We start from the raw sequence: 19,560 nt of genomic DNA, 5'->3' as shown, positions 1-19,560 counted from the left end.
GCGTGCGCCACGACTTAGAATCTCTCGATCATCTACGACTCGAGTCAGCGGGCTCGCCACGAGCGCAGTCAAATGGATGCGACAAAATGCGCCAGATGCTCGGCATCAAATTGAATAGTCGGCCGCTCGACTTATGAAGCGCGCTGCGTCGGACGAGTGACGGCGATCCCTGGCTAGCTGTGCCCTGCGGTTGACGAGTACGGCAGCATGCGGACGAGAATCTTGTCACGGCGAACCAGGTGATGAAACAGGGCCGCAGCTATGTGCAGGCCGACGACAGGCCAGGCGATCCATTTTCCGACGAGATGATGAATGGCGTCGACAGGCGGCTCGAACGCTTCCCAGCCGATCCCGCAGGTGACCTCGATCCAGGCGAACAGCGCCGTTTCACGAAAATTCGGCACCTTGAACAGCCCAAAGTCGGTATCGGCATCCGTGCCGATATAGCCGGTGAGTGGCATCAGGATCATCAGTCCGTAAAGCCCCCAATGCGCCGCCTGCGCAATTCGCTTCTCGAGCTCCGAAGTCTGCGCCTCCCCCGGCTGTACGTTCAGCAGCCGCCAGTACAGACGCGGGACAACCAAGACACCGACGAATATCCCGAGCACCCAATGGATGTTGAGCACCGGCAATGAGTCCGGCGAGCTGTCGTCCATAAACCAGATGACGTAGTAGACGACGACATAAGCACCGATGAAGGCGGCGGCGACAGTCCAATGCAGGAATTTGGCCAAAGCGCCGAATTCCTGCTTCGTGTTCTTCCATTGCATTGCGCGATCTCCTTGCGGCCCGCCGTCTTCTTACGCCATCGCGTCGATCGCTCGAACCGACCCGCCGACGCGCGCTCTTCTACGCGGTCAGGGTCGCGAATGGCAAACCTGCGTCGAAGCAGCAGACGTGGCGTCCCATTTCGCCATGCCGTCGGCAGTTTGGGCGTTGGCCTGATGGGGCGCGGCATCCTCAGGTGACTGCCCTGCACCCAGATGGACAATGGCTCGCACAGACTGCTGGCTTACGTCCGCGGCGTTCGCCTAGATTGTGGATGAACCTGAACCTTTTGCTGGAGAGTACGCTGGGCTGCCATGTCTGACGAACAGGTAGAGGCGAATAAGATTGCAGCACGATTACATTCACCTCTGACGCACTTGCGATACGGAGGCGCTGTCCAAGCAGTCCGCGATTTGTCGTTCAACAACGACGTTCGAACGCTCGAGGGGCGGGAATACTTCCCGACCATCGAGGGACTTCTTCCCTGAGATTGCGATGGTATTGACTCCAGCGGATGTCCTCTGCTGTGCGTGAGCGAGCATCGACACCGCACCGTTTAGAATGGAGTCAAATCGCGCGCCTCGGCGGAGGCCGCGTAATGTTACGATAATGTATCGGTAATGGTTGGACCGCACCGTTGGGCATCGGGGGCGGATTCAATGCGGGTTTTGGTAGTTGAGGACGACCCAAAGCTGGGACCCTGGCTATGTGATGTCCTTGCCGATGTGTTCGGTTCATCCGACATCGTGAGAACGCTGGATGAGGCGCGAGCAGCCGTGGCTGTTCGGCCCTTTGACCTCGTCGTCATCGACCGTGGCCTTCCCGACGGCGACGGACTCGGTCTTCTGACGGACTTGAGGCGTCAGCAGCCAAGCCCTGCGACGTTGGTCCTCACGGCACTCGATGAGCCGGCCAAGGTCGCCCGCGCACTCGACGAGGGGGCGGACGATTACATGTCCAAGCCTTTCTCGCCGGTCGAGCTGATCGCGCGTGCGAGAGCCGTCCTTCGTCGTCTGCTCCTGGACAAGGGCGCGATCGTTACAATCGCCAATATGAGCTACGACATCGTCAACCGTGCGGTATGCGTCGATCGGAAGCCCATCATGGTACCAAGGCGTGAGCTGGCAATTCTGGAGGCCATGGTGCGCCGTGTCGGCTGGGTTGTTGAGCGCTCGACCCTGGAGCTCGCTGCCTACGGCTTCGAAGACGAGATTCAATCCAACGCAATCGAAGCTCATGTCTCTCGCCTGCGCCGGCGTCTTCGTGAAGCCAGGTGCAATGTGACGATTCGGCCGATCCGTGGCCTTGGCTATGTGTTGAATGACGAATAGCGGCGCGAATTGGTTCGGCTTAAGCCGCATTTTTCGCTCGATCACGTTGACGGCAGCAACGTTGATCGGCGTTGTGACGACCATCATGTTGGTGTGTGCCGCGGCTTTGTTGATCCGCTTGGGTGGCGACGACGATGGCACGTGGGCCGCCGCCAACGTGGCCAACACTTTGGCCGCAGCTGCAGCACGAAACGACCAGCGACAATTGATCATCACGCAAACGCCGAAGCTGCAGGAGATCATTAGCGAATTCCCGTCGTTCTGGTATGTCGTATCCGACCAGACATCGGAAGTATCCGCCGGACCGGTACCCATATGGCGACCGCGGAAATCCGAATCGCAACGCAACGGAACGAGTTTTCTTGCATTTGCGATTGATGGCGACACGAGAAAGCTCAAGAGGATCACCGCCTCGAGAAATACGCCTGTCGGAGAGATCTGGATTGAAACGGGCGGCGTGGCCTACACCGCCAGACAACTCGTGCTTGGGACCCTCACCGAGGCGACGATCGTCGTGCTTCCAATCCTTCTCCTGCTGATGACAACCGCGCTGGCGGCCCTCGTCTTCGTTCCGGCGCTGATCGCTCGTCCAGTCCGCGCGGTTGCGGCGGCGGCGGAAACCATCGATGGCGTACCCGATGGTCGCCGCCTGCCCGAGGAGAACGCGCCGACGGAATTGTTGCCACTGGTTCTGGCGTTCAATCGCGCGCTCGCGCGCATCGACAACGCATCGAAGCTGCAACGGAATTTCTTGTCGAATGCCGCCCACGAGCTTCGAACACCGCTCACCAATGCACGTACCGCGCTCGAACAAATCCCGGACGCCGCACTCCGCGCCAGGGTCGTTGCAGAAAACGAAAAGTTGTCGGCGATTGTCACGATGTTGCTCCAACTCGCCCGCATTTCCATGGAGCCAGCCGAGTTGACCAAAGTCGACCTTGTCGCGCTCACGCGACGAATCGCAGCTGAACATGTGCCGATGGCCTTGAAGAACGGCAGCAGTATCGTATTCACAGAACCTGGACATCCTGTTTCGGCCTTAGGCTCCGAGACCGCAGTTGCAATCGCGCTTTCGAATCTGATCCGAAATGCCATACATCACGCGGAATCTGATCGGCCCATCCTCATCGAAGTGAGTGAACCCGCGCGCATTTGCGTCATCGATCACGGCCCTGGCCTCGGATTGTTCAAGCCCGACGCTTCGTTTGAACCATTCAAACGCGGCAATACAGCAGCGCAAGGCATGGGACTTGGTCTCTCGATCGTCTCTCAAGTCATGACCACCCATAACGGCGGCATTCGGGTACAAGAGACGCCAGGTGGCGGGACGACCGTCGAACTGAATTTCCCGGCAATGCGTGATCCTCCCGAACTCTGAGGGCGGAACAGTCCAAAGGAATCCAGGCGCGACCTGCCATCCATGGATAGGGCCTGCCTAGACGACCGGCCCATCGATGTCAGAGCCGTGGGGTTCGGCGTAACCGTCATCAGTAGTCATTTGCAGATTTTGCCTGGCTATATGGAGAGGGGCCTGGCTTGGGCACTTCGCGCGGCTCGATGGTCCGCCAGAACGGCCGTTCGTGCACGACACACAAAGAGCTGTTGCCCTGCATCGACGGACGGCTCAACCTGGAGCCGGGCGCGCCGCGCGTCAAAGTGCTGCAACGACGGAAAAGCCGTGTTCTGCCGCGTCGAGTGCCGCGGCGATGTCCGCTTCGCTATGGGCGGCGCAGAGAAACATATTGTGCTTGGGATGGAAGTACACGCCCCGCGCAAGCATCGCGTTACAAAAGGCAAAGCCCTTCCGGCAATCCGGATCGTCGTCGAACAGAAGAGTGGGCATTTGAACAGGGCCTGATTGACGAATTGACAGGCCGAACTGACGCGAACGCGTTTCGAGGCCCTCACGGAGTAATTGCCCGAGGCGCGCCAACCGCGTCGGCACATCGTCCCTGCGCACGACCTTCAATGTCGCCACGGCGGCTGCCATCGCGACGGCGCCGGCCCAGAATGATCCGGTGACAAAGACCTGGGATGCGGCGTCGCGGAGCCGATTGGCTCCGGTGACAGCCGCCAAGGCGTAGCCATTCGCGATTGCCTTGCTCCAGGCGGACAGGTCGGGGCGGACACCCAGCCCTTCCCAGCTGCCCGCGGCATTCAGACGGAAGCCTGCGCGGACCTCATCGATGATCAGCGCTGCGCCTCTGCCGTCACAGATGCGGCGCGCCGCGCGCGCGAACTCTACGGTCGGAAGCTGCTGGTCGAACCCAAAGTCGTGCCGGAACGCCGAGACCAGGATGCCGGCGAGATCATCGCCAGCGATCTTTGCCGCAGCCTCGAGACTCTCGACGTCATTGAAAGTGAAATAGACGAGATGCGCGCGATCCTCCGCGGCCACACCGAGCAGTGAGGGTGAGCACCACGGCACAGCCCCATGATAAGCCCCCTTGGCGACGAGGATCTTTCGTCGGCCCGTCGCGGCCCTCGCGATGGTGACGCACGTGGTCGTCGCATCGGTGCCGTTCTTCTGGAACTGGGTCCAATCGGCATGGCCGACCATATCCACCACGAGCTCGGCCAACTCGACCATGACTTCGGCCGGGCCGTTCAGGCAGTCGCCGTCACGTCGCTGGCGCTCGGCGGCTTCCTCCACTTCGGGATGGTGATGGCCGAGCAGATTGGGGCCCCAGCTACACATGAAGTCGACATAGCGGTTGCCGTCGACGTCCCAGAGCACCCCGCCCTCGCCCCGGCGGAAGAATTGCGGATAGGCCTCCGGCAGCTTGGCCGCATGGAGATGGCCCCACATCCCGCTTGGCACGACCTTGTTCGCGCGTTCGCGCAGCGCTGCGTCCCGTGTTCGGCTCAGTTCCGGCATAACGGCCTCTCCTCGGTTTTCGAGATGATATATCATATATTGCGCGGCATATTGCAAGCGGCGGTCATCTCGGTGTGTGTGCAAAGGGCGTCTTAAGGACGGAGCACGGCGCGCTTTCGCGTCGATCAGCACATCGGCCGATGGTTTGGGAAAACCCGGCGGCCTATATTATATATAAAGTGGATTCGAGTGGTTGGCGGGTCGGCCCGCGCCGGCCGCCCCTTGAGGGACCGAAATGAGTGACGTCGAACAGAAGCCAGGCGAGAGCGGCGTTGGCCCCGTCGCGCGCGATAGCCTGACGAGCCTCGTCTACAACAATCTGCGCCAGGCGCTGATGGAGGGCCGGTTCTGGCCGGGCCACCGTTTCAAGATCCGCGACCTCGCGGCGACCATGAACGTGTCGGAGACGCCAATTCGCGAGGCCCTGATGCAGCTCGTGCGCGGGCGCGCCCTCGAAATGCAGGCGGGGCGCTCGATCATGGTCGCCCACATGACGGCCAAGCAGTATATCGAGCTCAGGACCGTCCGGCTGTTTCTCGAAGGTCTCGCCGCGGAACACGCCACGACGCGCATCTCCGAAGCCGGCATCGACAAGATGGAGGCGATCCATCACGAGCTGATCAGCGCTGAAAAAGAGCACCGATGGTCCGACGCGGTTCGTGCCAACTGGCAATTCCACCGCGGCCTGTACGACGGATCGGGCCTTCCGGAGGTGCTCGCCATTCTCGACGACATCTGGATGCGCAACGGTCCGTTGTTGAATTTCCACTACCCCCATGCGCCGCCGATCTATCCGAACGAGCATCAGCACTTGTCCGTGCTCAACTATTTGCGACAACGCCGTCCCGACAAGGTGCGGGAAGCGATTCAGGCCGACATGATGGAGGGCGGCCAGAATCTCGTACGCCTCCTGGAAAAACATGGCGGCACGCGCAACATGACGCCGGGAGAGGATTGATCTCAGTTGCGCTTCCTTTCGCGCGCCGCCTTCACGGCGTCGACGATCGCGCGTTCCGACAAGCCGTACTTCTCGAAAAGATAGGCGGTCGAGCCGCCCTCGGCGAAGACGTCGCCGATGCCGACGCGGCGGAATCCGACATCGACGTCGGCTTCCAGCAGCAGTTCGGCGACAGCGCTTCCCAGTCCGCCGATGATGGAGTGGTTCTCGGCCGTCACGACCAGCGGCATGCCGCGCGCCAGTTCCGCAAGGTCCGGATCGAGCGGCTTCACGGTCGGCATGTCGACCACGGTCACCCACAGCCCCTCGCGAGCAAGCGTCTCGGCCGCGCATAGCGCGATTTCAACCATCATTCCGCAGGCGACCAGCAAGCCATCCACGCCTTGGCGCAGCACCCGCATCCTGCCGATCTGGAAGTCGGGCGTCGCCTTGACGCGCTGTCCCATGCCGTCCGCGCGCTTCAGCCGCAGATAAACCGGTCCCTCATGGGCGGCAACGGCTGCAACGGCCGCGCGCACGTCGGAAGGACCTGCTGGCTCGATCACCGTCATGTTGGGCAGGGCGCGCATCAATGCGAGATCGTCGATTGCCTGGTGCGACACGCCGAGCAGGGTCGTCAGCCCCGGAATGACCCCGACGATCTTCACGTTCGCGCGCGGATAGGCGACCTGCATGGCAATCTGATCGTAACAACGCCGGGTCGCGAACACGCAGAAGCTATGGACGAAGGGGATTTCGCCGGACCGGGCAAGTCCGCCGGCGATGCCTATCATGTTGGCTTCGGCGATGCCGACCTGGTGAAACCGGTCCGGCAGCATATCCCTGAATACGTCGGTCTCGGTCGGGAGCGTCAGATCGGCCGTCAGGCAGACGATGCGCGGATCACGCCGTGCGGCCTCGACCAGGGCTTCACCGTAGTGCTTGACCGCAGGTGCGACGCTCGTGTTGCGCTCGGTGAAATCGAGCACCTCCAGGGACTCGCGATCGGATGCGGCCGTCATGTCACGTTCTCCGCGCGCAAGTCCGACAGCTCGGCCAGCGCCTCCGCGGCCACCGACGGCGGTAATTTCAGATTGTGCGCCAGCACCCCTTCGAGCGACCGCACGCCTTTGCCGGCAAGCGTGCGCGCCACCAGACAGGTCGGCAGATCTCGTCCGCGCGCGCGCTCGAGACTGCCAAGCAGCGCAGGGATGTCGTGGCCATCGACCGTCTCGACCGCCCAGCCGAAGGCGGCAAATTTCTGGTCGATTGGGGCCACGCTCACGACCCTCTCGATATGCCCTTCGACCTGCATCTGGTTGTCGTCGACGATCAGGCAAAGATTGGAGAGACGAGCACTTCCTGCAAAGAGAGCCGCTTCCCAGAGCTGCCCCTCCTGCAGCTCGCCGTCTCCCAACAGCACATAGGTGCGTGCCGCAGATTGCCGGCGGCGCGCCGCCAGCGCCATGCCGATCCCGACGGACAGGCCCTGCCCCAGCGACCCGAGCGTGGCCTCGATCACCGTCCCCACCCGCTCCGACGCGTTGATTTCGAACGGCGATCCGTCGCCGCAATAGGACCCGACCTCGTCGCGGTCGACGAGGCCGCGCGCCGCCAGCGTCGCATAGAAAACGGCCGTGTTGTGCGCGGTCGACAACAGGAAGCGGTCGCGATCGACCCAGTCCGGGTCCGACGGATCGAGGCGCAGCTCCGCGAAATACAGGACCGCGAACAGGTCGGCCGCCCCCAACCCCTGCTGCACGTAGCCCTGGCCTGTCGGCGCGACCAGCTCGATGACATCGCGCCTCAGACGCCTTGCGATGCGTTCAAGCTCGTTGATGTCGGTCGTGCGTGGGGCGGGCTGTCGTTCGCGCGTGGCCTGCCCGATCATGCCTTCTCCTCGTGCGTCGACGACGTGAACCGGTCGAGAATGTTGCGGGTGATCTTCTGCGTGAACGGGTCGCCTCGCTTCAGCCCCATCACCCATTCGCAGGTCGCTGCGGTCAGAACCTCGCCCTTGCCGCGGGTCATGTGCACCATCATGCCCGAGCCGTACTTGTAGCGAGCCAATCCCTCCGGCGTGACCTCACCGGTGATGCATTCCACCAGGCCTTCGTGATCGCTGCTGCGCACATAGTAGCGAAAGCCTTCGCCTTCCGGCTCGTCCTCGGCGAGGACGGCGGGTGCCATGGCCAGGATCTGGATGGTCTCGGGTTGCCCGGCGGCGGGAACAGGAAACGGAAGCCCGTTGCGGAAGGTGTAGTCCAGCCCGTCGACCTCATAGGCAAAGATGTGCTGCTTGTCGCCGAAGATGTCCGCATAATGCAGCCCGGTGCCGGCGAAGGCCCAATGCTCGGGGCGGTAGACCGTAAAACCCCTCTGGCCGTTCGGCGCAAAGCCTCCCCAGGACGCATAGAGGCCGTGGGCTCCGTTCACGCCCACCGTCGAGGCGCCGGGCCAACGCACGTTGCGGTCTTCCCAGGCCGACGTCATGAGATGCGCCTGGCCGGTGCCGACGATCGGGTCCTTGTGGATCGCCTTGAACTTGTGACAGATCTGCTGCTTGCCGTTGTCTTCGAGCCGGATCTGCCACAGGAAGTTGGCACCGAAACGCGCGAGCCGCCCGCCGCCCTCGACATAGCGCTCGATCGCCTCGCGCATCTGCCATGTCCAGTACTCGTCATGACCGATGATGGTCACGCAAGGGTAGGCATCGAGCAGTTCGGGCCGGTAGTGGAGATCGGTCTGGGTGATCACATCGAGGGCATAGCCTTCCTTCTCCGCCCACAGCACGAAATGGCGGTCGTACTGGGCCCAGCCCGAGGCCGCGTAGTACTGGCCAAACCCGTTGGCGAAAGCCCACTCCTTCATCGGATAGCGCGGCGCATCTCCCATCTCGGGCGCAGGATCGGCGCAGATACGCGGCGCGCCGGCAGGCAGCCAGACCATGCCACGGGTCCACGGCCGCTCGAGTGACAACACCGGCGACGGCTCGTCGCGGTTCGGACCTTCGACACCGAAATAGTGATTGGCGCCGCCGAAATCGTTGTAGGCCGTCCAGGTGCCGGTCGGCAGGATCATCAGGATCTTCGCGCGCCTCGTGGCTTCCGTCGGGCGCACGACGAAGAAGTGATGCTGGACGAAGCGGCCGCCATTCGCCCGCTCGCAGGACGAGATCACGCGATAAAATCCGGAGCGCAGATCGGACGGCAGCTTCCACCGGTGCGAGACCGGCCAGTTGCAGCCATTGCGGTAGGCGTCCGGCGGCGTGGGCGCGAACGCACCATCCAATGCTTCGACCTCGTGCACCATCTCGGGGGCGAGGCCATCGCGATAGATCTGCAGCCGCCAGGTCTTCGCCGTCGCGCTGGAGTGGAATGCAACCTCCTCTCCCGGGTCGTACGACATCGCATCGGTATAGGTGTAGACCTCCGGCACGTCAGGGTCTTCGCGCGGCGCTTCGTACCAGGGCTGGCTGGCCCAATGCTCGTCCGCATGCATCGGGCGCACCTTGCGAGGCGCGACGTTGACTGCTCCCAATTCCGGAGCCTGGAAATGGCGTTTGTCAGTCATGGGATTCCCCTCTGCTCGAGGCCGTGTCCGCGCGCTAGTCCTGGGCGGGGATGACGAACGGCGCCGGATCACGGAACCGGTTCACGACGTTCAGGGTGATTGCGCTGATATTGTTGTCGTAGTTGTTGTGGCCCAGCGACATGCCGAACGTGATCGAACCGGTCGCGAATACCGCCCCGCCATTGGCGGTCTCGAAGAATACCATGTCGGCACGGACCAGGGCGTTCTGGGTACCGTCCAGTCCGTCGACCACGGTGCGAAACTCTTCCGGCGTCGGCAACGCGCCTGCGCCGAGGCCCTCGGAGGTCGCGATCCGCAACGCGTGCGGCGGCGTTCCCAGTTCGAGATCGTAGCGGTCGATCTCGCTGCCGACCGCACCATTGTAGCGAAAGCCGAAATCGCCGAGCTTATCGTCGCGGTCGACGCCCTCGAAGATGAAGGCGGCGCGCGCGTCCTCGCTCTCGACCGTGCGCAGATAGTAGCCGCATGTGTCGTTGATCATCGCCGAGAAGCCGACGCCGACGAGCTTCTGCGGCGCAAGGCCCGAGTGTCGCCACAGCGAGCCCGGCTCGCCGGTGCCAGCAAGGTGAACTTCACCCGGCTCAGACTCCCAGGTCCGCGTCCCGGCCATGCCGCGTCGAACCTCCAGCGCCGCAGGCGCGGCCGGATGAAAGCCGCAGCGCCAATAGAATGCGTTGCCGCCCATCGAGATGTGCCGCCCCCCGGCGTTCTGGTACGCCATGATCGCGTTCATCATGTTGAAGCTGAAATATTCCGGATGGGTCGGCGTCATCATCACCCGATAGGGTGCAAGGGCCCGCGCGCCTTCGCGGTCGAGTTCGACATCCGTGATCAGATCGTAGTCGATCCCCTTCTCCTCGAGCCAGTCGAGGATGTGGGTGTCGTTGATCAGATTGAACCAGTAGCCGCGCGGCCGCATATTGAGGATAGGCCGCAGCCAGGAGCTATAGGCGCGCCCCGAGCCGTCGACATGACAGTCGTAGGTCGACTGACCGATCTCCGGGTTCTCCTGCATGAAGACGTCGTCCTGCGGCAACCACAGAACATGCTCCATCAGGGTTTCGAAATGGACCTGATAGAGACGCAGCGCGCTGTTGGCGTATGCCAGATAGGTCGCGACCGACGCGACGATCACGAGATCGGCACGCCTGGACGTCCTGCCGGGCGTCACGAAGAAGGTCACGTAGCTTTCGCAGTCCGCCTCTGGAGCGTCGCCAGCCGGCGTCAGGCGAAGTGCATAGACGCCAGAGCGCCACCCGGCCGGCACATCGAGGGTGCATGTCGTCTGCCACCCGCAATCGTAGATGTCGTCGCTGTGGAAGTGGATCGCGGCATATTCGCGCGGCGAGAGTCGCCAGTCATGGACGCTGCCCGACCAGTGAAAGCCGGTGACGCCCCTGCGAGGTAACTGGCGGAGGCTGCCATGCAGGCAGTTCGGCGAGAGGTCCTTGACGGACAGGCTCGAGATTCCCTCCGAGAAGTCCCAGAAGGCGACGAGACCAGCATGCGTCGCGCCGGTCCGCGGCTGGCAGTCGAATGTGCGCAGCGCCTCCGCGTCCAGCGGACGGGCGAAAATCCGCGGCGCCTCGATCTTGCCGTCGAAATGAGACGTGTATTGCCGCTCGTCGTTCCGATGATGGGCTGCGATCAGGAACGGCAGTCCGGAGTCGAGCGCAAGCGCTTGCGGCAGAACGAACGATTTCGAACGCGCGACGACCGGCCGAACGCCGTCCGCAGGAACGACGACCGACAATGTCGCCGATCGCTGCGCGAGGTCGAGCGCGCACGATACGAACGCCCAGACGCGCTGACGCAGCTTCACGTCGAGAGTGAAGCGGGCCGGCACACCGATCGACTGGCCAAGCACCAGAACCGGACGTCCCTGCTCGTCGAGCTCGAGCGCATAACCGCGCGCTGAGGCCTCGCACCAATTGCCCATGACGGCCTTGGCGTTGTCGGCGATGCGCGTCGGATGAACGTAGGCTCCGAAGCACCAGTGATGGCCGGCAGGAACCAGTACCCCGTCATGCTCGATGATCGCGTTGGACCCCGGACGGATCGGCTGATCGCGACAGGCATGCTCGCCGTCGATATTGCTCGCCATCACCTCGCGCTTGAAGCCCGGACCATTGGCATCGACATCGCCACAGCGCAGCCGCAGCACCTCGATCTTCACCTTGGACCGCTTGCTGCTCAGCTGAAAGGAGACGCTCTCGCCGGCCGGAACGCTGATGCGGTCCGGATAGCCGAGATATTCATTCGTCTTATAGATCACCCGAAACCTCCGCAGGCAGCGTCACGCCGGTCATTTCCTTCCAGCGGAGCTTGAAGACGTGCCACTCGGCTTCGGCGAGCGACGTAAAGATCCGATCGTCGACAAAGGGCATCGGGTCGCCCCGCCGCGCGGGAATACGCGACAACCGCCACGCCTTGCCGGGCTCGAGCACGATGAGGACGAGCCGCCCCTCCGGCCGGCCCCACCGCATCCGTGCCAGCAACTTGCGCAGCTCCGGACTGTGCACACCGAGCGGGCTCGCGCGGAACTCCTCCACGAGATCGAGCCTGTCCGGATCGATGACGTAGCGCAGTGCATTGGGGTCACTGGTGTGATCCATGGTCATCCTCGTCGTGCTGGCCGCAAGGCCGATGGGCTCGCTGTGCCGACTATCGGGTCAGCCAGGCCATCCAGCGCTCGCGCAGTTCGTTGCGGCGCTCGCCGATCCAGGCGAAGTCGGGCTTGACCAGCTTGGCGTAGTTCTCCGCCGAGGTAGCGTAGAGATTGCGCTCTTCCGGCTTCATCAATTCGATGGCCGATTTGCTTGCGGTTGCATAGTTGACCGCGCGCATGAACGGCACGTGGGCGTCGGAGTTCGCGTAGAAATAATCGAGATAGGCCATGGCGGCGTTGAGATCAGGTGCGCCCTTGAGAACGGCCATGTAGCCGGTATCGCGAATGGCCTGATCCCAGGACATGGCGACCGGCGCCCCTTCCTTCACGACGGCGAGCGCACGACCCGAATAGCTCATGGCCATGACCACTTCACGGCTGCGCATGATCTGCTGCACCTGATCGCCCGTCTTCCACCAGACCGAGACATTCGGACGAATCTCGTTCAATTTCTTGTAGGCGCGATCGAGATCGAGCGGGAAGAGCTGCTCCGGCTTGACGCCGTCAGCGAGCAGCGCGGCGGCGGGAACCCACCAATCGCTGTCGCCGGTGTCGGGCAGGCCGCGCGGCCCCGGGAATTGCTTGACGTCCCAGAAGTCGGCCCACGTCTTCGGCGCCTTGTCCTTGAACGCATCCGTATTGTAGGTGATCAGCATGCCGCCGGTGGTGCGGGCGACGCCATAGGGTTGGCAAGCATCGGAGACACCGAACTTCTGGACGCTCGGCAGCTTCGCACAATCGATCTTCTCGAGCATGTCGGTGCGCCCGACCAGGTCGGGACCGGTGGCCGTGACGATATCAAACTCGATCTTGCCGGTTCGCTGCATCGCCTTGGCACGCGCCCACTGGTCGGGGACCTCGATCGCGACCGGGACGACCTCGACGTTCTTCGCCTTGTTGAAGGGCTCGTAGAAGTACTTCGCCAGCGTGTTGCCCATCAGGCCACCCGTCGTGGCAATCACGAGCTGGTCTTCGAGCTTTTGAGCGGCAGCCGGCAATGTTACGGAAAGGGTGGAGATCAGAGCAAGAAGTGCTGAGGTTCGCTTCCAGGTCTTCTTCGACATCGACGTTCTCCTCTTGGGGCTTTCACCCGGCGCTTGACTGGGTCTTGCTTCGCGACCTGAGGGCATGGCCCCCGAGCAAGATCGCGATGGACAGGACGATCAGCAGCGTCGCGATCGCGGGAATGACCGGCGTCAGGTTCTGCTCGATGTCCTCGAACATCCGGCGCGGCAGCGTCTTCTGGCGTATGCCGGACAGGAAGAACGACACGACGGGTTCGTCGAAGGAGATGATGAAGGCAAACAGTGCACCGCTCGCGAGACTCGGCAGGACCAGCGGCAGCGTCACGAAGCGAAAGGCCTGAAACCGCGTCGCACCACAGCTCATTGCCGCCGCTTCGAGATTGGCGTCGACCTTGCCCAGAGCCGCCGCCATCGTGAACACGACGAACGGCAGCGTCAGGACCGTATGCGCGAGCACGAAGCCGGGAACGGTTCCGGAGAGACCGATCGTCTGGAAAAACAGATAGAGACCGACGGCGAGCGCGATGTGCGGCACGATGATCGGCCCGATCAAGAGTATCTGGAACATGGTCACGAGCCGACTGCGACCTCGGACCATGGCGTAGGTGGCCGCGGTTCCGATCAGTGAAGCGCAGATTGCAGTCAGAAACGCCACCTGCACGCTGAGCCAGGTGGCCGCGCGCCACTGCCTGCTGTCGAAATACTCGGCGTACCATTTCAGGGTGAAACCCGTCGGCGGGAAAGCCAGGTAGTCGTTCTGGCTGAACGACATTGGAATGACGATGACCAGCGGCACGATGATGAACGCCAGGACTGCATAGACATAGGCGCCCAGTACGAGGGACCCTCGATCGGTCGGCGGTTTCACGAGGCGCCCCCCATCAGCCGGTCGAAACGCAACGTCTTGCTGAACACGATCGCCAGCAATGTCACGAAGGCCGTCAGCACCCCCACCAGTGCGGCGGCGAAGGGCCAGTCCAGGACCTCGCGGATCTGCTTTGACACGAGGGTCGAGATCATCATCTCCTGCGGCGAGCCGAGAAGTGCGGGCGTGATGAAAAATCCGAGCGCAGTGAGAAACACCAGCAGCGAGCCGGAAACGACGCCTGGCAGGCTCAATGGAAGGATGACTTCGAGAAAGGTGCGCAGGCGCGACGCGCCGAGCACGGCAGCCGCCCGCGCATAATCGTTCGGAATGCTGCGCAAGGCGCCGTAGATCGGCAGGATCATGAACGGCAGCAACACGTGGGTCATGGCGATGACCACCGCACTCTGGGTATAGAGCAGCTTGAACGGCTCCGAGGTCAGGCCGAGGGCCATCAGCGCCGAGTTGATCAGTCCGTTGCGCTGGAACAGGAAAGACCAGGCAGCGGTGCGCACCAATACGCTGGACCAGAGCGGCAGGATCACGCAGACCGCTACAAAGGCGGCGAGCGCGCCCCTCGCCCGGCTCATATAGTAGGCCACCGGAAAGCCGAGAACCACGGACAGGGCTGTCACCAGCGCGGCGGTCCAGAGCGTGCGCATCAGGACGCGCGCGTGAACCGGGTTGTCGATGACGCGGGCATAGTTGTCCAGGGTCGGATGCGGCTCTATGAAGCTGATCACGAGGAGCTGCGCGATCGGATAGATGAAGACGAAGGCGATGACGGCGAAGAACGGCAGCAGCAACAGCAGTGTCGACAGGCCGCTCAGCCTGCGGCCATCGGAATGCCAGAACTGCGATCGCACCGCCTTCGTCATCGCCGAGTTCCTCGGTAAAGCAGGATCGCCTCTCCGGGAACGGTAAAAGTGGCAACGTCGCCGGGAGCCAGAGCGTCGAGCTGCGAGGCACCGGGGATCCGCGCGCGGAGCTCGGTGCCATCCGGCAGGCGGCCGATCAAGAGCATGGCTGCCCCCGCATAGACGATGTCGCTCAGCGTGACCTTGACGACCTGACCCGCGGCACCGGTGCCGAGCCGTAGCCGCTCGGGCCTCACGGCCATCACCGCCGCTTCCCCGACTGTCGCCGCATCGACCGCCGCGGTCGCCGGCAGTTGCCACGTCTCCCCCCATGGCAGCCTCACCGAGACGACGTCGCCGACGCTTTCGACGGTGACGTCGACGAAATTCATCTCGCCGACGAATCCGGCGGTGAAGAGATTGGCGGGTCTTTCGTAGAGCTCGCGTGCCGGCCCGATCTGCTGGATCTTGCCGTCCTTCAGCACGGCGATCCGATCCGCCATGGTCAGGGCCTCACTCTGGTCGTGAGTGACGAAGATGACGGTAATGCCGAGCTCGGCATGCAGACGCTTGATCTCGAGCTGCATGTCCTCACGCAGATTCTTGTCGAGTGCGCTGAGCGGCTCGTCCATCAGCAGAACGCGCGGCTGATAGACAATCGCGCGCGCCAGAGCCACACGCTGCTGCTGGCCACCTGAGAGCTCGTTGGGACGGCGGCTTCCGTAACCGCCCAGACGCACCGTCGCGAGCGCGGCCTCGGCGCGCGCATGACGCTCGGCTTTCGGCAGCCCACGCATCTTCAGGGGAAAGGCGACGTTGTCGAGAATCGTCATATGCGGGAACAGCGTGTAGTTCTGGAAGACCATTCCCAGGTTGCGCCTGTTCGAGGGCACGTAGGTGAGGTCTTCGGAATCCACCTGGATGGTCCCGCTGGTCGGAAACTCGAAGCCGGCAACGCTCATCAGGATGGTGGTCTTGCCGGAGCCGGATGGTCCGAGCAAAGCGATGAACTCGCCGGCGGCGATATCGAGATTCACGCCGTCGACGGCGAAAACCGGGCCGAAGCGCTTCTCCAGGCGGCTGATGCGGATGGACGCTCCCGCTGCTGCTGATGTGGTCGATGCAGGCTTCACGAAGATCTCGTTTCCCATCTTTCCGTCCGGTACGCCCCAAGAGGACAATGCCCCCATGGTTTATGCCGGGGACTTCGGTCCGCGACCAATTCTCGATATAATATTTGATATATCAGGCTAACGTGCAATAAAGCGCGCGACAAGGGCCATTTGCGCGTCGAGCATCGGCTTTCCGCCGACGGTTCTCGCGCCCTGAGCGGCGGCCCGCGCCAGAAGCCGGGTCACCTCGGGGGTGACGATAATGTCGCTGACGGCGGTGTCCGGCCCCACCCCATCGATATCCAGCGGCAGCGGATCATCCGCCTTCATGCCGAGCGACGTCGTGTTGACGACGAGATCGAAGGCGCGCGCCTCCGCGCGCCCGGCGCTGACCTTCGTCTCCGGGTAACGCTGCGACACCGCCTCGGCGAGCGCCTGCGCCTTCGCTCCATCCCGGTTCATGATGGTCAGTTCGCGCACGCCGGCCTCAGCCAGACCGAAGGCGGTTGCACGCCCGGCACCGCCTGCTCCGACCTGCAGCACTTTCCGGCCGCGCACGGCAATCTGATGCTGTGCGAGGCTGGTCACAAAACCCCGCGCGTCGAGATTATCACCGATGAGGCGTCCGTCCGCCGTTCGCTTGACGAAATTGACGGCGCCGATGAGCGCCGCCGCGGGTGTCGTCTCATCCAGATGCTCGATCACACATGTCTTGTGCGGGATCGTGACACTAAAGCCGACCACATTGCGCATGCGCCTGATGCTCGCGAGAACGGCTCCCAGATCGGCCGGCAACACATGGAGCGGCGACGCCGCCACGTCATCGCCGATCGACTGAAAATAGGCATTCAAGACGGCGCTTGCGCGAACATGGTCGATCGGGTCCGCCAACACGAACATGATCTTGGTCTTGCCGGTGATCTCCACAACAACGCTCCTCGATCAGGCCGGCAAAGGTGCCCGGCCGTAGCTGGTATAACGCTCGATAACGCGAACCATCTCATCGTCGGGAAGGATTGCAGGCTTACCGGCCTGACAGGCCAGCAGATATTGCCTGGCGAGAGTCTCGAGTTTCACGGTGAGATCGAACGCCCCTTGCAGGCTTGTCCCCGTCGCGATCATGCCGTGATTGGCCAACAGACAAGCCTTGCGCTCGCTGAGCGCGGCAACCGCGCCATCTGCGAGAGCTCGCGTTCCAAACGTCGCATACGGAGCGCACGGCACATCGTTTCCACCGAAACTGGCGACCATATAGTGGAAGGCGGGTATCGGCTTTGCGAGGCAGGACAGCGCGACACAGCAATCGGCATGCGTGTGCACGATCACATTCACGTGCGGATAGGCGTTCATGATAGCCAGATGCATGTGCCATTCGCTCGACGGCAAGCCGCCATCGCGTACGGTGCCATCACGTCTCAGCCGCACGAGCCGATCGGGCGTCGTATTGCCGCTGTTGCCGCCCGTTGGCGTGATGAGAATGTCTTCGCCGATGCGGCAGCTCACATTGCCGCTGCTGCCATGGTTGAAGCCCCTGACTTCGAGCTTCATCACGAAATCCAGCAGGGATTGTCTCAGCTCAAGCTCGTTCAATTTATCTTCTCCGGATGCAGCATGGACTCCAGCGTCGTCATGAACAGGTCGACCGGGCCGAGCTTGCCGGACTTGAGGCAAAGGGCAATCGGATCCGCCTCATCGGTGGTGGCCGTACCGATACCCGGACCGCCATACGGACCAACCCGCAAGCTACGAATGCCGAGGTGATCAACGATCGACCCCGAGGTCTCGCCACCTGCAACGACGAAGCGGCGAACTCCGGCGGCACGAAGCGAAACAGCGAGACGGCCGAGGATGGTCTCGGCAAGTTGCGCAGCGCCTTCGCGCCCATATCGTTCCTGAACCAATTTGACGATCTCGGGCGATTCCGAGGTCGAGATGGCGACAGGCCCGTCCTTCAGCCGCGGTCGCGCCCAGTCGAGCGCCGATCCGACCGCCGACTCGACATCATCGGCAGCCAGGAGATTCATCCGGAACACCGGACGGAATTTTTCGAATTCGGCAAGTTGCTCGAGCGTGCGTTCCGCGCAACTGCCGGCGAGAACCACTCCGCTCCCATTCACAGCAGGCAAGCGCGCCTGATTGCCGGTCGGCGCGACGAGTCCCTGCGCCCTCCAGATCGCCGGGTAATGCTGAACGATCGTTGCGTTGCCCGTCATCAGCTTCCAGTCGGACGTCAATGCGGCGAGCACATCGAGATCGCGATCGTAGATCGCATCCGTAATGAAGTAGCGAACACCCTGACCGGTCGCGGATGCGATCGCCCGCTCCAGATCCGCAGGGCCCGCACTGACCAAAGGATGAGCGAGAAGGCCGACCCTGGTCGGCGTCTGTCTCTGCAACACGCGAACGAGGTCGGGATCGGTCATCGGCGTCAGCGGATCGTTCCGCTTCGGCGAGTCCGAGATCAACTCGGTCCCGAGAAAGAGATGGCCGTTGTAGACGGTGCGGCGAAGCGAGGGAGAGGCGGGGCAAAACGCAGTGTGGTCCGCGCCGGTGAGCCGCATCAGCATATCCGCGACGGGGCCGATATTGCCGCGGTCGGTGGAATCGAAAGTCGCGCAATATTTGAAGAATATCTGACGTGTGCCGCGCGCGAGCAGAGCCCGCGCTGCCTTCTCGTTCCTGGCAACGGCCTCGCCAGCCGGGATGACGCGCGTCTTCTGCGCAACCACGATGGCTGGGACGTCGCCAAGGGTTGCGACAAGATCAGGGTCAGAGACGAACGCGCAGTCGATACCGGCCGCGATGAGCATGGCGGCGGTCTCCATGCCGCCGGTCAGATCGTCCGCCACCACCCCAAGAACTGGTTTCATGATGCCCAATGCAGGAGATTTCACCTACGTCCCGCATTTTGATACATGATATATCAAATATTGCAACAGGGCTTCTGCCGAGGAGCGCCTCGGCTTCGGTCGCCGGTGCATGGTCCAGCCACTGCGCAACATGACGTGGAAAATGAACCCGCCCATTGATGCGGCCAAAACGTCGTTCGGGTGCAGGATCTACGCCCGCGGCGCGGAGCCAACGAGACTGGCTCGGCTCGAAGCAAGCTGAGCTCGCGGCGGCTTGGTAGCCGGGTCGGCCACCGCCATCAGCAGTACAAAATCGCAGGGAATCGCAGATTGTCGTGGGAAATCGTAGCTATGGTAGCGGAGGTCGATCCTTCATTCCCTCCGAGGCGAGCTATCCGAATTCGTAATCTCGATCAGCCGACTTCCGCCGACATATCAAAGGGTGAGCTCGGGGGGAGTGATGGTAGCGGGAGAGGGACTCGAACCCCCGACCCCAGGATTATGATTCCCGTGCTCTAACCAGCTGAGCTACCCCGCCACAGGGATCGCGGCGGCGAATAAGGCCGATCTCGCGAACGCGCGGCATATAAAGAAGGGGGCGGCGGGAAGTCAATCCGCGTTTGCTAAAAGCTTCCGCCTTCGCCGAGGCTTCGGCGGGACAAGCCGGCGGGAAACG

The 19,560-nt window shown here is 62.8% G+C and carries 17 protein-coding genes and 1 tRNA gene; 3 read left to right on the top strand and 15 right to left on the bottom strand.

Annotation, left to right across the window (positions count from 1 at the left end; all coding sequences use genetic code 11):
* Positions 1–173: 173 nt before the first annotated feature.
* On the bottom strand, positions 174–770 hold the full coding sequence (locus tag N2603_RS09900) for a cytochrome b (protein ID WP_260388573.1): 597 nt from the start codon (positions 768–770) through the stop codon (positions 174–176).
* A gap of 657 nt (positions 771–1,427) precedes the next feature.
* On the opposite strand from N2603_RS09900, the gene N2603_RS09895 reads away from it, so the two are divergent.
* The gene (locus N2603_RS09895) at positions 1,428–2,099 is read left to right on the top strand and encodes a response regulator (protein ID WP_260388572.1); all 672 of its coding nucleotides are present in this window, start codon (positions 1,428–1,430) and stop codon (positions 2,097–2,099) included.
* On the top strand, positions 2,089–3,477 hold the full coding sequence (locus N2603_RS09890; protein WP_260388571.1) for a sensor histidine kinase: 1,389 nt from the start codon (positions 2,089–2,091) through the stop codon (positions 3,475–3,477). The genes N2603_RS09895 and N2603_RS09890 overlap by 11 nt, the downstream gene beginning before the upstream one ends.
* 273 nt (positions 3,478–3,750) lie before the next feature.
* Here the strand turns inward: N2603_RS09890 and N2603_RS09885 are convergent, their stop codons facing one another.
* The gene (locus N2603_RS09885; RefSeq protein ID WP_260388570.1) at positions 3,751–4,977 is read right to left on the bottom strand and encodes an aminotransferase class III-fold pyridoxal phosphate-dependent enzyme; all 1,227 of its coding nucleotides are present in this window, start codon (positions 4,975–4,977) and stop codon (positions 3,751–3,753) included.
* A 235-nt stretch (positions 4,978–5,212) separates the two neighbouring features.
* On the opposite strand from N2603_RS09885, the gene N2603_RS09880 reads away from it, so the two are divergent.
* Complete coding sequence (locus tag N2603_RS09880; RefSeq protein ID WP_018641435.1) at positions 5,213–5,935, top strand: GntR family transcriptional regulator; 723 nt, start codon at positions 5,213–5,215, stop codon at positions 5,933–5,935.
* A gap of 2 nt (positions 5,936–5,937) precedes the next feature.
* Here N2603_RS09880 and N2603_RS09875 read toward each other — a convergent pair whose 3' ends face one another.
* From N2603_RS09875 to N2603_RS09815, 13 genes are all read right to left on the bottom strand, one after another.
* Positions 5,938–6,936: a transketolase family protein gene (locus tag N2603_RS09875; RefSeq protein ID WP_260388569.1), complete on the bottom strand. Its 999-nt coding sequence runs from the start codon at positions 6,934–6,936 to the stop codon at positions 5,938–5,940.
* Positions 6,933–7,805 (bottom strand): transketolase, encoded by an 873-nt coding sequence (locus N2603_RS09870; RefSeq protein WP_260388568.1) that lies wholly within the window; start codon positions 7,803–7,805, stop codon positions 6,933–6,935. Before N2603_RS09870 ends, N2603_RS09875 begins: the two co-directional genes overlap by 4 nt.
* Positions 7,802–9,487 carry a N,N-dimethylformamidase beta subunit family domain-containing protein gene (locus tag N2603_RS09865; protein WP_260388567.1) on the bottom strand — a complete coding sequence of 562 codons (1,686 nt, stop codon included), beginning with the start codon at positions 9,485–9,487 and terminating at the stop codon, positions 7,802–7,804. Before N2603_RS09865 ends, N2603_RS09870 begins: the two co-directional genes overlap by 4 nt.
* Positions 9,488–9,521: 34 nt before the next feature.
* On the bottom strand, positions 9,522–11,783 hold the full coding sequence (locus N2603_RS09860) for a LamG domain-containing protein (protein WP_260388566.1): 2,262 nt from the start codon (positions 11,781–11,783) through the stop codon (positions 9,522–9,524).
* Complete coding sequence (locus N2603_RS09855) at positions 11,773–12,129, bottom strand: N,N-dimethylformamidase alpha subunit family protein (RefSeq protein WP_260388565.1); 357 nt, start codon at positions 12,127–12,129, stop codon at positions 11,773–11,775. The genes N2603_RS09860 and N2603_RS09855 overlap by 11 nt, the downstream gene beginning before the upstream one ends.
* A gap of 43 nt (positions 12,130–12,172) precedes the next feature.
* A complete protein-coding gene (locus N2603_RS09850) occupies positions 12,173–13,240 on the bottom strand; it encodes an extracellular solute-binding protein (RefSeq protein WP_260388564.1) in 1,068 nt (355 codons plus the stop codon).
* Positions 13,241–13,262: 22 nt separating this feature from the next.
* Positions 13,263–14,069, bottom strand: a complete 807-nt coding sequence (locus tag N2603_RS09845) for an ABC transporter permease (RefSeq protein ID WP_260388563.1) — start codon at positions 14,067–14,069, stop codon at positions 13,263–13,265.
* Complete coding sequence (locus tag N2603_RS09840) at positions 14,066–14,944, bottom strand: ABC transporter permease (RefSeq protein WP_260388562.1); 879 nt, start codon at positions 14,942–14,944, stop codon at positions 14,066–14,068. The genes N2603_RS09845 and N2603_RS09840 overlap by 4 nt, the downstream gene beginning before the upstream one ends.
* Positions 14,941–16,074, bottom strand: coding sequence for an ABC transporter ATP-binding protein (locus N2603_RS09835; RefSeq protein WP_260388561.1), 1,134 nt, complete (start codon positions 16,072–16,074; stop codon positions 14,941–14,943). The genes N2603_RS09840 and N2603_RS09835 overlap by 4 nt, the downstream gene beginning before the upstream one ends.
* A gap of 99 nt (positions 16,075–16,173) precedes the next feature.
* On the bottom strand, positions 16,174–16,962 hold the full coding sequence (locus tag N2603_RS09830; RefSeq protein ID WP_260388560.1) for a shikimate dehydrogenase family protein: 789 nt from the start codon (positions 16,960–16,962) through the stop codon (positions 16,174–16,176).
* 15 nt (positions 16,963–16,977) lie between these two features.
* The gene (locus N2603_RS09825; RefSeq protein ID WP_260424172.1) at positions 16,978–17,583 is read right to left on the bottom strand and encodes a class II aldolase/adducin family protein; all 606 of its coding nucleotides are present in this window, start codon (positions 17,581–17,583) and stop codon (positions 16,978–16,980) included.
* Positions 17,584–17,621: 38 nt separating this feature from the next.
* Complete coding sequence (otnK, locus tag N2603_RS09820) at positions 17,622–18,905, bottom strand: 3-oxo-tetronate kinase (protein WP_260388559.1); 1,284 nt, start codon at positions 18,903–18,905, stop codon at positions 17,622–17,624.
* 440 nt (positions 18,906–19,345) lie between these two features.
* Positions 19,346–19,422: transfer RNA gene (locus tag N2603_RS09815), tRNA-Met, on the bottom strand.
* Positions 19,423–19,560 lie beyond the last annotated feature (138 nt).

It is taken from the genome of Bradyrhizobium huanghuaihaiense, assembly GCF_025200885.1.
GTDB classification, from domain to species: Bacteria; Pseudomonadota; Alphaproteobacteria; order Rhizobiales; family Xanthobacteraceae; genus Bradyrhizobium; species Bradyrhizobium huanghuaihaiense.
This window is presented reverse-complemented; position numbering and strand designations above follow the sequence as displayed.